Here is a 13,988-nt window from a genome sequence, read left to right on the forward strand (position 1 = left end):
GCTCAGCAGGCGGCGAGACTGCGCCGGAGCTTTTCTATCCCGGAGTAGTCCTGCAGCAACGGTTCCCGCGTCGCGTCCGCCGCGACCTCGCGCAGCATACGGTCGCGGTCCGGCACGTCCTCGAGGTCGAGGATGCGCTCCCACGTCGTCATGTCGTTCGCGGAGAACGCGTCCATCGCGCGGTCGAGGGCGTCCTGGAAGAACGCGCGATCCCGTTCCGAGAGAGCGGCATACACCACCACGGCCATCTCGCCGGCGATCGACGCGTGACAGTGCTCGTCGCGCTCGTGCAGTGCGACCGTGGCGCGGTTGACGGGCTGGATCTCCGGTCCGTCCTCGATCAGTGCGAGGTAGGACGTGATCGAGATCTCGGCGACGGTGGTGTAAGCGAGGCCGATCAGGGCCGCGTCGCGCTCGGAGTCCGCGGCGGCGAGCTCGGCCCGCAGCCGGCGAACGGTGGTGGGAGCCGGGAGATCTCGGTCCGCGAGCGCGAGACCCCGCTCCTGCCGTGTGAGCGCGCTGGCCTGCAGGTGCATCAGGGTGTGGTACTGCTCGTCGACCATCGCCTGGGTCACCGCGACGGCCAGGGAATCGCCCATCCCGGTGTCGAACACGTCGCGGGCGAGCAGGGCGAAGCCGGGATTGACGACGTGTTGCTCGACGTCCATCACATTCTTGTTGAACGCGATCCACGCCGCGGCCCGGATGCGGTGCCGCTGCTCGTCGCTCAGCGCGCGATAGATCGGATGACGACCGAACGGGATCAGGGCATCCGGGTAGTCGTGCTTGTCCGGATCGAACAGGCCGGCCCAGTCGGGGTCCGCCTTCTTCACCGCGGCGCGTCGACTCCAGTTGCCGCGCAGGCGCTCGACGACGGCGTTCTCGACGGGAGTCTGCGGGGACAGGGACGGTGCGGACGCGGTGTCGAGCTCGGTGCCGGTGATCGTCTCGGTGGTCACGAGGGGTCCTCCTGATTCGTCTCGCGCGGTGGCGCGGTCCGGAGTAGGTCGAAGAGGTGGGCGCACCGCGTCGAGGCGGACGTCAGCTCCGGACCGAGGGCGGCGCGGGCGTCGTCGAGCAGTGCGGTGAACGCGGCGACGTCGCGGCAGGACGCGTCGACCGTGGCGACGGCGCGGCCGAGTGCGGACCTGGCCTCACCGGCGTACGGATTGCCCTGCTGCACATCGGCGTACACCTCCGGGGTGCCGTTGGCGACGCGGGCGAGCAGGGCCGTCGCCGTCGCGAACGGCGGCGGTCCGAGCGCGGCCGCGACCTCCGGGTCCACGCCCAACTCGCCCAGGGCGGTGCCGAACGCCAGGATCGCGGCGTGGGTGAGCGCCTGGGTCGACGCCACCACCCGGTCATGGTCGGTGGCGGACACCCGGACCACGGGGCCACGCGCGGCCACGACGTCCAGGACTGCGTCGACGCGCGCCCCGTCGCGGTAGACGACTGCCGCCGTCGGCCGGCCGTCCATCCCGAGCGAGGGGGCGTACATCGGGTTGAGTCCGACGGCCTCGGCGAGCGCCGAGCGGGCGACGGCCTCGGCCATTCCCGACTTGACCGACAGCGTGTCCACGACGACGGCCCGCGCCGCGACGGTCGCCAGCACCGGGACCGCGGCGAGGGCCACCGACTCGGGTACCGCGAGGATCACGACGTCCGCCGCGCCGAGCGTCGCCGACGTACGCGCGTCCGGTCGTCGTACGTCGCTCTCGGGTTCCGTCGCGGAGTCGATCACGGACACGGTGCGTCCGGCGGCGGCGAACGCGTCGGCGTAGAGGGTTCCCACCGCCCCGGCTCCACCGACGACGGCCACGTGGTCGGTCATCTACGTGTGCTGCTGACGGACCGCGGGCCGCCGCCGTCGCGGCAGCGCCGGACGGTGCGCGGCCGGCGGCGGCGCGGTGTGGACGGGGGCGAAAGCGAGGGCGCGGCCCATCGTGGCTGCCTTGACCAGCGTCTCCTCGAACTCCTCCTCGGGATCGGAGAGCGCGGTGATGGCGCCGCCGATGCCGAAGCGAGCGCCGTCCGGCGTCACCACCAGGGTGCGAATGACGATCGACAGGTCGGCCGTTCCGTTCAGCGACAGGTAGCCGACGCTGCCCGAGTACACCCCGCGCGGACCGGCTTCGAGACGGTCGATGATCTCCATCGTCCGCACCTTCGGCGCCCCGGTCATCGAGCCGCCGGGGAACATCGCCCGCACGCACTCCACCGCCGACGCGTCGGTGAGCGTGCCGCGCACCGTCGACACCATCTGATGGACCGTCGCGTAGCTCTCGATGCCGAACAGCACCGGCACGTGCACGGACCCGGTCGCGCAGACCCGCGAGAGATCGTTGCGCACGAGGTCCACGATCATGAGGTTCTCCGCGCGGTCCTTCTCGGACGCGAGCAGCTCGTCGCGCAACGCGGCGTCGGCGCCCGCCGTCGCCCCTCGGGGCCGGGTGCCCTTGATCGGCTTCGATTCGACGACGCCGGCGGTGTCGATGCGCAGGAACCGCTCGGGCGAGGTGCTCACGACGGACAGTCCGTCGAACTCCAGCAGAGCGCCGTACGGCACGGGGGAGATCGTGCGCAGGTGATCGAAGGTCGAGAGGGGGTCCACCGTGATCGACGAGTGCGCGACGTTGGTCAGACACACTTCGTAGGACTCTCCGGCGGCGATCTCGCTGCGGCAGTCCGCGATGAGGTCCACGTACGCCGCGTGATCGTGGCGCAGGTCGAGCCCGGCGTCGGTGGGGTGAGATGCAATCGGGGCGGGATCGGCGATCCGACCCGCGCAGGGGAGACGACGCAGCGTCGCCTCCGTCTCGTCGAGCCAGCGACGGGCAGCCCCGTCGGCGGCCGCGGTGCCGTCGCCCAGAGCCAGAGCGAAAGCCCGACGGCCGTCGTGGTCGAGTACCACCGCCCGGTCCGCGAAGACGAGAGCTGCGTCCGGGTCGGACGAGGAATGCACGGCTTGGCCGCCGGTTTCGGCCTTCAGCTCGTAGCCGAGGTACCCCACGTACCCGAGTCGGAAATCGAACGGCAGATCGTCGTCCGGAGCGACGGCGCGTTCCCGGAGCGAGGCGTCGAGGTAGTCGAAGAAGGGCGTGTGGACCGACCGGGTGCTCCCGTCGCTGCCGACGACGGTGACCGTCGTCGTGTCGACGTCGTACGTCACGTACTCGGCCAGCGGGCCCCGGCAGTCGCCGACGATCGTGAATCGGGCGTCGGGTTCGACGCTGCCGTCGAGCCAGAATCGTCCCTGGTCGCCCCCGGTGACCGCGTCGTACACGGCCCGCGGGTCGGGATCGACGCCGACCTCTCGGACGTGGACGACGTAGCGGGGTGCCGCGGCAGGCGACACCGGAGTCGAACCGGCGGCAGCCGAGTGTTCGGCCGGGCGCGGGGTGGGCAACGCGGCGGCGCGCGCCAGGCCCAGGAAATTGGCGATCAGGCGGTGCCCACCCGCGGACTCGATCGACTCCGGGTGGAACTGGACGCCCCAGCGCGGCAGCGTCGCGTGTTGGAGCGCCATCGGAACGCCGTCCTCGGTCCACGCTGTGACCGACAGCTCGTCGGGCAGATCGGCGACGACCAGCGAGTGGTACCGCACCACCGACAGCGGCTGGTCGAGGCCCTCGAACAGTCCCGTCCCGGTGTGCCGGATCCGCGACAGCCGTCCGTGCATCGGTTCCGTCGCCCGCACCACCCGGCCGCCGTGCGCGGCGGCGATGCCCTGGTGGCCGAGACATACCCCGAGGACGGGCACCGTCGTCTCCTCGAGAATCCGCGCGCACACGCCGAAGTCGGCCGGTCGCTCCGGGTTGCCGGGGCCGGGGGAGATCACGACGGCGTCGTACGAGGCGAGATCGAGGGAGGCGAAGTCGACGTCGTTGCGGACGACCGTCGGGCGCTCGCCGGTCACCGCGGCCAGCAACTCGGCCAGGTTGTAGGTGAAGGAGTCGACGTTGTCGACGAGCAGGACGCGGGTCAAGAGCGTGTCGAGTCGTCGGGCCGCTCGGCGACCAGGAGGTCTTCGACGCGGCAGGTCTCGGCGATGATCAGTCGGTAGACGGCCTCGAGGTAATCGGGGTCGAGCTCGTTGCGCTCGGCGTACTCGCGCGCGCCTCGGGTGACCTGGTCGACGCGGGCGGGCTGCATCACGGGAATGTCGTGGTCCCGCTTCAGGCGGCCGACTTCCTCGCACACCCGCAGGCGGTCCCGCAGCGCGTCACGCAACCCCGCATCGATGCGGTCCAGTTCGCCGCGCAGCGCCGCCAACCGGTCACTGGGATCCACCTCGTCGTCGTGCACCGATCGGAGCATCCTGTCGCGATTCGTCACGGTTCATCACCACCTTCACCCGTCACTACAACGAAGATCGTTCGTTTCGATCGATTCGTTTCGGCGTATCGGGACAGATGGGTGTGATCGACCACGAAGACGGCCCGGCCGGGCCCGGCCCGGTCGGTCCCGGTCAGTCCCGACCCATGGCGGCCTTGCGGTACCCGCGCACCGCGGGAACGGCGAAGACCACCGTGAGGGCGACGGCCCAGATCGCCGTCTGCGTCAACGGTCCCTGGACGGGACCGCCGGCCGAGAGGCCGCGCATCGACTCGATGGCGGTGCTCATCGGTTGATTGGCGACGAAGCCCTGCAGCCAGGGCGGGTAGGCGCGGGTGGGCACGAAGCCGGAGTTGAAGAACATCAGCAGTGTGCAGACGAGCGAGAGCAGCTCGACCAGCGGCAACTTCGGTGCCATCACCGCCAGGGCGGTCACGAACGTCGCGAAGCCGGTGCCGAGCAGCAGCGGCAGTCCGAAGAAGGCGATCGCGGGGAGCAGGCCCTGGTCGAATCGGAAGCCGATGGCGAACCCGACGAGCACGATGAACATGGTGGTGAGCACCATGCGCACGGCCTCGGCGAGCAGACGCCCGGTCAGGCCCGACGCGCGGTGGGTCGGCATGACGTAGAAGCGGGTGAGCAGACCGGTCTGCGCTTCGCGCTTGAGGGACACACCGCTGGCGAGCGCGCCGAACACCGAGCCGACCAGCGCGATCATCGGCACCTGGCCGTAGACGGCATTCTCGCCGGTGGCGCCGGTGATGGACCGACCCAGCACCACCGAGAACATCAGCAGCGTCACCGACGGATAGATGACCGTCTGAATCATCGTCAGCGGATCGCGGAACCACTTGGTGAGCAGCCGCTTGGCCTGGAGCAGGCTGTGCGAGACGTAGGCGCGCGGCCCCCGCTCGGTGACCGCATGGTCGGGCGTCGGGAACTCCGCGCGCGGTCGTCCGACGACCGACGACCCGGTCGTGCGGACGTCGAGGGCGGGGATCTTCTCGGTGACGGCCTCGAGGTCCCTGGTCTCGGGGTTCATGCTCACTGTCTCCTCACGTTCGCCCAGATCGAGAGCGGCGCGAAGATCACCACGAAGGCCAGGCACCACAGCAGCGCCGGGATCAGAGCGGCGGAGTTCACGGTGCCCTCGGCGAGGTCACGCATCGCGTGCGCGAACTGCGAGATCGGTTGGTTGCGTGCGAACGGGCGGATCCACTCCGGGAACCCCTCCTCCGGGACGAATCCGGTGGAGAGCATGCCGAGGATGAGCTGCGGCAGGGTGAGCGCCTGGCTGGTGGCCTCGGGGCTGCGCGAGAGCACGCCGATGGCGTCGCCGCCCATGGCGAAGGCGGTGCCCACCAGCATCGCGATGGTCACGAACAGCACGGCCGGCCCGATCCCGCCGGTGAAGCGGAATCCGATCAGGTACCCGTAGAACAGGGCCGCGATCAGGGAGAGCGCGGAGCGGAAGGTCGCGCCGCCGATGCGCGCGAGGAGCGGGACCGCCGGTCCGATCGGCATGGTCTTGAAGCGGGGATTGATGCCGTTCAGTTCCTCGGCCGCTCCGCGCGACGCTGCGGAGATGGCGGTGAACGCCATCGCCTGCAGCACGATGATCGGCATGACGAACTGGGCGTAGTCGATGCCCTGGATCCGCATGACGAAGCGCAGCGGCAGATAGAAGCCGATCGCGAAGATCGCCGGGGCGAGCAGCGCGACCGTGAGTTCGTGGGTCCGCAGCTGGCTCGCGATGACGCGACCGGTCAGCGCTCGCCACTGCTGGAACGACGACAGCTCGGGAGCGCGATGCCGCCCGCCCGCCCGTGTCGTCGAGACGGCCGCCGTCACCGGGCGGGCTCGTCTCGCCGCTCGGTGTGGCCGGTGAGGGAGAGGAAGACGTCGTCGAGGGACGGGCGACGGAGGGCGATGTCGGCCAGGTCGATCTGGGCCATGTCGAGTCGACGCACGACCTCGGTGAGGGTGCGCGGGCCATGGGCGGCGGGAATCGAGATGCGATCGGGCTCGGAATCGTCGACGACGGACGACGACCCGGCGACGTCGGCGAGAATGTCCCGGACCCGTCCGAGGTCGGCCGGCTGGCGCGGAACCACCTCGCAGTAGCTGTCGCCGGTGCGGGCCTTCAACTGGTCCGCGGTGCCCTCGGCGATCACCGTGCCCTTGTCGATGACGACGATGTTGTCGCTGAGGAGGTCCGCCTCCTCCAAGTACTGGGTGGTGAGCAGGATCGTGATGCCCTCGGTCTTGAGGTTCTCCACCAGCGACCAGACGGCCTGACGGCTGCGCGGGTCGAGTCCGGTGGTGGGCTCGTCGAGGAACACCACGTCGGGCCGGGTCACCAGTCCGCAGGCGATGTCGATGCGGCGACGCATGCCGCCGGAGTACCCCGACACCTTGCGATCGGCCGCGACCACGAGGTCGAACTGTTCGAGCAGTTCGGTGCCGCGCGCCCGTGCGGCCTTCTTGGACAGGCCCATCAAGCGGCCGAACAATTCGAGGTTCTCGGCGCCGGTGAGGCCCTGGTCCAAGGCGGCGTACTGACCCGTGAGCATGATGCGCTTGCGCACTTCCTGGGCGTTCTTCACGACGTCGAAGCCCGCGACGGTGGCATGACCGCCGTCTGGTCGCAGCAGCGTGGACAGCACGTTCACGGTGGTGGTCTTGCCCGCGCCGTTGGGGCCGAGGACGCCCAGCACCGATCCGACGGGGACGGAGAAACTCACGCCGCGGAGAGCGTGGACGTCGCCGAAGGACTTGGTTATTCCGTCGACGTGAACGGCCACTCCGGTAGGCATGGCCTCGAGTATGGCAGAAGAGAAATGCCCGGAGAGGCGGACGCGACGAGGAACGGACGGTTCTCGTCGGACGGTGGGTTCGGCTGTAACACCGCGGTCCGACGCGGCGATGACGGCCGCCATTGTCGGTCGGGCGACGCGAGAAAACGGCCGGGAATGTTCGCGAACGGCGACCGGCCCGGGCCCCTGCTCCGCGTCCGACGATGACGATGTGGTCTCGGGGTGGTCTCGTGCGTTCACTCTCCTCGCCCGTCCCGGTTACTGTGACGCCCGAGGGTGCCCCCGCATCGGCCTCGGCCGGTCGTCGGGGCGCCCACCGTGTCGTCGAAGGGAACACCGCCGCCGTGAAGGTTCGCACCGAGTCGTCCGTCTCCGCCGTCGTCGCGCGTACGCGTCGGTCGTTCGGTGTCCTCGCCGTGGCCGCCGCCGTGGCCTCGACCGCGGTCGTGAGCGCGGGTTCTGTTGCGGCGCAACCGGTCTCCGGCGCGTCCTCCGCGCCGACGACGGGCTTCGTCGGCGCCGACGGCAGCAGCGTGGTGTCGGTGACCCCCGCCGGTGGACAGCGTTACGACGTGGTCGTCCGGTCCGCCTCCATGGACCGCACCGTCGACCTGCAGGTGCTGCGGCCCGCGGACACGAGCGTCCCGCGCCCCACCTACTACCTGTTGAACGGCGCGAGCGGCGGTGAGGATCCGTCGTCCAACTGGCCCGACCAGACCGACGTGGTCCCGTTCTTCGCCGACAAGAACGTCAACGTCGTGATTCCGAAGGCCGGCGCCTTCAGCTATTACACGGATTGGCTCGCCGACGATCCGGAACTCGGCCGCAACAAGTGGGAGACGTTTCTCACGTCGGAGCTTCCGCCGTTGATGAACGCGGCCCTCGGAACCGACGGAACGCAGGCCGTCGGCGGAATCTCGATGGCCGCGAGCGCCGTCCTGATGTTGGCCGCGAACGCGCCCGGCTTCTATTCCTCCGTCACCTCGTTCAGTGGGTGCGCGAACACCTCGGACGATCTCGGTGCGGCCTACGTCAAGCTCGTCGTCGAGGCCCGCGGCGGCGGCGACACCGACAACATGTGGGGCCCCACCGGTGGGCCCGAGTGGCTCGCCAACGACGCCCTGCTCAACGCCGAGAAACTGCGGGGGACCCCGCTGTACCTCTCCACCGGCAACGGGCTGCCCGGATTCGACGACACCCTCGCGAGCGCCCGCATCGCCGGCGACGTCCCGGACCTGGTCAACCGCGTGATCGTCGGCGGCGGGATCGAGTCCATCACGGACCACTGCACCCGAGTGTTCGCCGGGCGCCTCGCCGAGCTCGGAATTCCGGCCACGGTCGACTTCCGGGGCCCCGGCACGCACTCCTGGGCGTACTGGCAGGAGGACCTGCACCGGTCCTGGCCGTTCACCGCGGCGTCGCTCGGGATCTGAGCGCGCACGGTTCCATTCGGGTGTGACCCACACCGATTATCTGGGTGTGACCCACACCGTGATGTCCGCGTGCACCACCTCGGCGCCCGACCGATCCGTCAGGTACACCGGGATCACCAGGTCGGTCCCCTCGGTGACGGCGGTGAAGTCGGGGAGCTCGTCCAGTTCGGCCCGGGCCGTCATGCCGGTCCGCCCCGCCGCGAGGTAGGACACCGTCATCCCCTTGGGGATCCATCGGTGCGTCGTCGGCACGGTCGCCTCGGCGAGCATGCCCATGGCCACCTCCGCGAGGTTGCAGGACGCGATGGCGTGGAAGGTGTGCAGATGGTTCTGCACGCCGAACCACTTCGGTGCCGTCACCACGCACCGGCCGGGTTCGAGCTCCCGCACGCGGGGGAGCACGGTGGCGAAGAACGGCACCCGCGCGCACATGCCGACGGAGAACAACGGGCTGCGCACGGGGCGCGGCAGACGTCGCCACAGGGCGTACGTACCGGTCGCGGTGGTCATGACCGCGGACCCTACTCGGGCGACGTCGTCCGATCCCGGACGAGTGTGACGGGGTCGATTTGAACTGAACCCCGTCCGTGGGTCATACTCGTCGGGTTGCCTTGACCGAGGCGATCGCTGTCGTGTGCCCCGTGCGTGCGCGGAGAGTCTCGGCCGAGCAGTAGAACAACAAGCAGTGAACCAAGCAGTGATCGCGCCGGCTCGATGGGCGCATCCGGTTCGCACGTGACTCGCCCATCCGGGAGACCGGACCGGGCAGAGGACTGGTCGGGGTTGCGACACGCCCGACCGCGTGGACCGGAGATCCATGACAGATGAACAGCGGCAACGGTAGTCCAGGCCACGCCTCGCGTGCCCGCCAGCGGCTCCGCCACGTGATTCGTCATCGGATGTCGTCCGTCCCGTCAGGGGGCCGGGCGCGCACTGCCGGATCGACCGGGACTCGTTCCCGGCGAACCGAGAGAAGACCCACCGAGTTGGTTGACACCCGAGTCGGTCGACACCTACGGGCAAGGAAGAGGACATAAGCGTGGCGGGACAGAAGATCCGCATCAGGCTCAAGGCCTACGACCACGAAGCGATCGACGCGTCCGCGCGCAAGATCGTCGAGACGGTGACCCGTACCGGGGCCCGCGTGGTCGGACCTGTGCCGTTGCCCACCGAGAAGAACGTGTACTGCGTCATTCGTTCGCCGCACAAGTACAAGGATTCTCGCGAGCACTTCGAGATGCGTACTCACAAGCGACTCATCGACATTCTCGACCCGACGCCGAAGACCGTCGACGCACTCATGCGTATCGACCTGCCGGCCAGCGTCGACGTCAACATTCAGTGAGCGCGGAGACAACCATGACTGACAACAAGAACCGTCCGGCCAAGGGAATTCTGGGCACCAAGCTCGGTATGACCCAGGTCTTCGACGAGAACAACCGCGTCGTCCCGGTCACCGTCGTCAAGGCGGATCCGAACGTCGTGACCGCGATCCGCACCGAGGAGCGCGACGGCTACAGCGCCGTCCAGGTCGCCTTCGGCGCCATCGATCCCCGCAAGGTGAACAAGCCGGTCACCGGTCAGTTCGCCAAGGCCGGCGTCACGCCGCGCCGCCACCTCGCCGAGCTGCGCGTCGCCGACGCCGCCGCCTTCGAGGTCGGCCAGGAGCTCACCGCTGCCGAGTTCGAGGACGGCGCCTACGTCGACGTCACCGGCATCAGCAAGGGCAAGGGCTTCGCCGGCACGATGAAGCGCCACGGCTTCGCCGGCCAGGGCGCCAGCCACGGCGCGCAGGCCGTGCACCGTCGCCCCGGTTCCATCGGTGGTTGCGCCACCCCCGGTCGCGTGTTCAAGGGCATGCGCATGTCGGGTCGGATGGGTAGCGACCGCGTCACGACGCAGAACCTCTCGGTCCACAAGGTGGACGCCGAGAACGGCCTGCTGCTGATCAAGGGTGCGATCCCGGGCCGCAAGGGCGGCGTCGTGATCGTCAAGAGCGCAGTGAAGGGTGGTGCGCGAGCATGACCAGTCTCGAGAAGAGCGGCACGACGCTGTCTCTCGACGTCAAGGAAGCCGGCGGCAAGACCAACGGCACCGTCGATCTCCCCGCCGAGATCTTCGACCGCACCGCGAACATCGCGCTGATGCACCAGGTCGTCGTCGCGCAGCTCGCGGCCGCACGCCAGGGCACGCACGCGACGAAGACGCGCGGCGACGTCCGCGGCGGCGGCAAGAAGCCGTACCGCCAGAAGGGCACCGGCCGCGCACGCCAGGGCTCGACCCGCGCTCCGCAGTTCGTCGGCGGTGGCACGGTCCACGGCCCGCAGCCGCGCGACTACAGCCAGCGCACCCCCAAGAAGATGAAGGCCGCCGCTCTGCGCGGAGCCCTCTCCGACCGGGCGCGCAGCGAGCGCATCCACGTGATCACCGAGTTGGTCGCAGGCCAGGTGCCGTCCACCAAGGGCGCGCGTTCCTTCCTAGCCGAGCTCACCGATCGCAAGAAGGTCCTGCTGGTCATCGGCCGCGCGGACCTCGCTGCCTGGAAGTCGGTGCAGAACCTCGACGGTGTGCACCCCATCGCCCCCGACCAGCTGAACACCTACGACGTCCTCGAGAGCGACGACGTGGTCTTCACGGTCGAGGCGCTGAACACCTTCATCGCAGGTCCGGCTCGCTCGGCGGCTGCGGAAGCACAGGAGGACGACAAGTGAGCACCATCGCGGACCCCCGCGACATCCTGCTGGCGCCGGTCATCTCGGAGAAGTCCTACGGCCTGATCGAGCAGGGGACCTACACGTTCATCGTGCACCCCGACTCGAACAAGACGCAGATCAAGATCGCCGTGGAGAAGATCTTCGGCGTGACCGTGACCAGCGTCAACACCGCCAACCGGCAGGGTAAGCGCAAGCGGACCCGATTCGGCTACGGCACGCGCAAGTCCACCAAGCGCGCGCTCGTGACCCTCTCGGCCGACAGCAAGCCCATCGAGATCTTCGGAGGCCCGGTCGCGTAAGCGGCCGGAGCTCACGAGGGTCCTCGAGGATCAAGGGACGAGACAAACATGGCAATTCGCAAGTACAAGCCGACCACTCCCGGTCGTCGCGGCGCGAGTGTCTCCGATTTCGCGGAGATCACGCGCTCGACACCGGAGAAGTCGCTCATCCGCCCGCTGCACGGCCGCGGAGGCCGCAACGCCCATGGCCGCATCACCACCCGTCACAAGGGTGGCGGCCACAAGCGCGCCTACCGTCTGATCGACTTCCGTCGCAACGACAAGGACGGCGTGCCGGCCAAGGTCGCTCACATCGAGTACGACCCCAACCGCACCGCCAACATCGCGCTGCTGCACTACGCCGACGGCGAGAAGCGCTACATCATCGCGCCGAAGGGCATCTCGCAGGGTTCGCCCATCGAGTCCGGTGCGACCGCGGACATCAAGCCCGGTAACAACCTGCCGCTGCGCAACATCCCGACGGGTACCACCATCCACGCGGTGGAGCTGCGTCCCGGCGGCGGAGCCAAGATGGCCCGCTCCGCCGGCGCCGGAATCCAGCTCCTCGGCAAGGAAGGCCCCTACGCCACGCTGCGTATGCCCTCCGGTGAGATCCGCCGCGTCGACGTGCGCTGCCGCGCCACCGTCGGCGAGGTCGGCAACGCCGAGCAGTCCAACATCAACTGGGGCAAGGCCGGCCGCATGCGCTGGAAGGGCAAGCGCCCCACGGTCCGCGGTGTCGTCATGAACCCGGTCGACCACCCGCACGGTGGTGGTGAGGGCAAGACCTCCGGTGGTCGCCACCCGGTCAGCCCCTGGGGACAGCCGGAAGGCCGTACCCGCAAGAACAAGCCGTCCGATCAGCTGATCGTCCGCCGCCGCCGCACCGGCAAGAAGCGCTAGGGAGGAGTTAGAGAATGCCACGCAGCCTCAAGAAAGGCCCGTTCGTCGACGACCACCTCCTGAAGAAGGTGGACGCTCAGAACGAGAAGGGCACCAAGCAGGTCATCAAGACCTGGTCGCGCCGCTCGACCATCACCCCCGATTTCATCGGACACACCTTCGCCGTCCACGACGGTCGCAAGCACGTCCCGGTGTTCGTCTCGGATGCCATGGTCGGACACAAGCTCGGTGAGTTCGCGCCGACGCGCACGTTCAAGGGACACATCAAGGACGACCGGAAGGCGAAGAGGCGATGAGCATCTCCCGTTCTGGGATTGTCGCGACCGACAACCCGACCGCTCGCGCGACGGCCAAGCACGTCCGCGTCACCCCGATGAAGGCGCGTCGCGTCGTCGACCTGGTCCGTGGACGCAGCGTCGAGGATGCGCTGAACATCCTGAAGTTCGCGCCGCAGGCCGCGAGCGAGCCGGTGGCCAAGGTCGTCGCCAGTGCCGCGGCCAACGCCGAGAACAACCTCGACCTCGACCCCAGCACGCTGGTCGTGGCCGCGGCGTTCGTCGACGAGGGCGCGACGCTCAAGCGATTCCAGCCCCGCGCCCAGGGTCGCGCGTTCCGCATCCGCAAGCGCACATCGCACATCACGGTCATCGTGGAGAGCCTGCCCAAGACCGGCGGCTCGGCACGTGGTCGCCGGAAGGGAGCTCAGTAGTGGGCCAGAAGATCAACCCGCACGGCTTCCGCCTCGGCATCACGACCGAGTGGAAGTCGCGCTGGTACGCAGACAAGCAGTACTCGGAGTACGTCAAGGAAGACGTCGCGATCCGCAAGCTCCTCGCCACGGGCATGGAGCGGGCCGGCATCGCGAAGGTCGAGATCGAGCGCACGCGTGACCGCGTTCGCGTCGACATCCACACCGCGCGTCCGGGCATCGTCATCGGTCGCCGCGGCGCCGAGGCCGACCGCATTCGTTCCGAGCTCGAGAAGCTGACCGGCAAGCAGGTCCAGCTGAACATCCTCGAGGTCAAGAACGCCGAGTCCGAGGCTCAGCTCGTGGCTCAGGGTGTGGCCGAGCAGCTCAGCAACCGCGTCGCCTTCCGTCGTGCGATGCGCAAGGCCATCCAGTCGGCCATGCGTCAGCCGAACGTCAAGGGCATCCGCGTCCAGTGCTCCGGCCGCCTCGGCGGCGCGGAGATGAGCCGCTCCGAGTTCTACCGCGAGGGTCGCGTTCCGCTGCACACGCTGCGTGCGGACATCGACTACGGCCTCTACGAGGCGAAGACCACCTTCGGTCGCATCGGCGTGAAGGTCTGGATCTACAAGGGCGACATCGTCGGTGGACGTCGTGAGGTCGCAGCCGCGGCCGCACCCGCCGATCGTCCCCGCCGCGAGCGTCCGTCTCGTCCGCGTCGCAGCGGTGCCTCGGGCACCACGGCGACCAGCACCGAGGCCGGCCGCGCCGCGACCGCAACCGCTGATGCACCCGCTACGACCGAGCAGAAGGAGGGCTGA

General features: G+C 69.2%; 17 protein-coding genes. 9 read left to right on the forward strand and 8 right to left on the reverse strand.

The features are described 5' to 3' along the window. Window positions 1–2: 2 nt before the first annotated feature. The 7 genes from A3Q40_RS02215 to A3Q40_RS02245 all read right to left on the reverse strand — a co-directional run bounded on the left by A3Q40_RS02215 (window position 3) and on the right by A3Q40_RS02245 (window position 7,151). Window positions 3–959: an AurF N-oxygenase family protein gene (locus A3Q40_RS02215; protein ID WP_371831169.1), complete on the reverse strand. Its 957-nt coding sequence runs from the start codon at window positions 957–959 to the stop codon at window positions 3–5. Further along, on the reverse strand, window positions 956–1,831 hold the full coding sequence (locus A3Q40_RS02220; RefSeq protein WP_068099606.1) for a prephenate dehydrogenase dimerization domain-containing protein: 876 nt from the start codon (window positions 1,829–1,831) through the stop codon (window positions 956–958). Before A3Q40_RS02220 ends, A3Q40_RS02215 begins: the two co-directional genes overlap by 4 nt. Beyond that, a complete protein-coding gene (gene pabB / locus A3Q40_RS02225; protein ID WP_069972889.1) occupies window positions 1,832–3,985 on the reverse strand; it encodes an aminodeoxychorismate synthase component I in 2,154 nt (717 codons plus the stop codon). It lies immediately after the preceding gene. After that, complete coding sequence (locus A3Q40_RS02230) at window positions 3,982–4,335, reverse strand: chorismate mutase (RefSeq protein ID WP_235606402.1); 354 nt, start codon at window positions 4,333–4,335, stop codon at window positions 3,982–3,984. Before A3Q40_RS02230 ends, pabB begins: the two co-directional genes overlap by 4 nt. 133 nt (window positions 4,336–4,468) lie before the next feature. Further along, the gene (locus tag A3Q40_RS02235) at window positions 4,469–5,377 is read right to left on the reverse strand and encodes an ABC transporter permease (protein WP_082833715.1); all 909 of its coding nucleotides are present in this window, start codon (window positions 5,375–5,377) and stop codon (window positions 4,469–4,471) included. 2 nt (window positions 5,378–5,379) lie between these two features. Beyond that, on the reverse strand, window positions 5,380–6,186 hold the full coding sequence (locus tag A3Q40_RS02240) for an ABC transporter permease (RefSeq protein ID WP_068099608.1): 807 nt from the start codon (window positions 6,184–6,186) through the stop codon (window positions 5,380–5,382). Continuing rightward, window positions 6,183–7,151, reverse strand: coding sequence for a daunorubicin/doxorubicin resistance ABC transporter ATP-binding protein DrrA (locus tag A3Q40_RS02245; protein ID WP_068099609.1), 969 nt, complete (start codon window positions 7,149–7,151; stop codon window positions 6,183–6,185). Before A3Q40_RS02245 ends, A3Q40_RS02240 begins: the two co-directional genes overlap by 4 nt. A gap of 344 nt (window positions 7,152–7,495) precedes the next feature. Here A3Q40_RS02245 and A3Q40_RS02250 point away from each other — a divergent pair, with 344 nt between their 5' ends. Beyond that, a complete protein-coding gene (locus A3Q40_RS02250) occupies window positions 7,496–8,584 on the forward strand; it encodes an alpha/beta hydrolase (RefSeq protein ID WP_371831478.1) in 1,089 nt (362 codons plus the stop codon). A 36-nt stretch (window positions 8,585–8,620) separates the two neighbouring features. Here the strand turns inward: A3Q40_RS02250 and A3Q40_RS02255 are convergent, their stop codons facing one another. Further along, entirely contained in the window at window positions 8,621–9,094 is a 474-nt protein-coding gene (locus tag A3Q40_RS02255) for a hotdog fold domain-containing protein (protein WP_068099610.1), read from the reverse strand. Window positions 9,095–9,623: 529 nt separating this feature from the next. On the opposite strand from A3Q40_RS02255, the gene rpsJ reads away from it, so the two are divergent. The 8 genes from rpsJ to rpsC are packed head-to-tail and all read left to right on the forward strand — an operon-like array spanning window position 9,624 to window position 13,988. Next, complete coding sequence (gene rpsJ, locus A3Q40_RS02260) at window positions 9,624–9,929, forward strand: 30S ribosomal protein S10 (RefSeq protein WP_003938093.1); 306 nt, start codon at window positions 9,624–9,626, stop codon at window positions 9,927–9,929. 14 nt (window positions 9,930–9,943) lie between these two features. Continuing rightward, window positions 9,944–10,609, forward strand: a complete 666-nt coding sequence (gene rplC / locus A3Q40_RS02265; protein ID WP_068099611.1) for a 50S ribosomal protein L3 — start codon at window positions 9,944–9,946, stop codon at window positions 10,607–10,609. Then, the gene (gene rplD, locus A3Q40_RS02270) at window positions 10,606–11,295 is read left to right on the forward strand and encodes a 50S ribosomal protein L4 (protein WP_068099612.1); all 690 of its coding nucleotides are present in this window, start codon (window positions 10,606–10,608) and stop codon (window positions 11,293–11,295) included. The genes rplC and rplD overlap by 4 nt, the downstream gene beginning before the upstream one ends. Then, window positions 11,292–11,597, forward strand: coding sequence for a 50S ribosomal protein L23 (gene rplW, locus A3Q40_RS02275; protein WP_068099613.1), 306 nt, complete (start codon window positions 11,292–11,294; stop codon window positions 11,595–11,597). Before rplD ends, rplW begins: the two co-directional genes overlap by 4 nt. Before the next feature lie 48 nt (window positions 11,598–11,645). Continuing rightward, on the forward strand, window positions 11,646–12,479 hold the full coding sequence (rplB, locus tag A3Q40_RS02280) for a 50S ribosomal protein L2 (RefSeq protein ID WP_068099614.1): 834 nt from the start codon (window positions 11,646–11,648) through the stop codon (window positions 12,477–12,479). A gap of 14 nt (window positions 12,480–12,493) precedes the next feature. Further along, entirely contained in the window at window positions 12,494–12,775 is a 282-nt protein-coding gene (gene rpsS, locus A3Q40_RS02285) for a 30S ribosomal protein S19 (protein WP_068099615.1), read from the forward strand. Continuing rightward, the gene (gene rplV / locus A3Q40_RS02290) at window positions 12,772–13,188 is read left to right on the forward strand and encodes a 50S ribosomal protein L22 (RefSeq protein WP_068099616.1); all 417 of its coding nucleotides are present in this window, start codon (window positions 12,772–12,774) and stop codon (window positions 13,186–13,188) included. Before rpsS ends, rplV begins: the two co-directional genes overlap by 4 nt. After that, window positions 13,188–13,988 (forward strand): 30S ribosomal protein S3, encoded by an 801-nt coding sequence (rpsC, locus tag A3Q40_RS02295; protein ID WP_068099617.1) that lies wholly within the window; start codon window positions 13,188–13,190, stop codon window positions 13,986–13,988. Before rplV ends, rpsC begins: the two co-directional genes overlap by 1 nt.

This window comes from Rhodococcus sp. PBTS 1 (assembly GCF_001620025.1).
Taxonomy (GTDB): Bacteria; Actinomycetota; Actinomycetes; order Mycobacteriales; family Mycobacteriaceae; genus Rhodococcoides; species Rhodococcoides kroppenstedtii.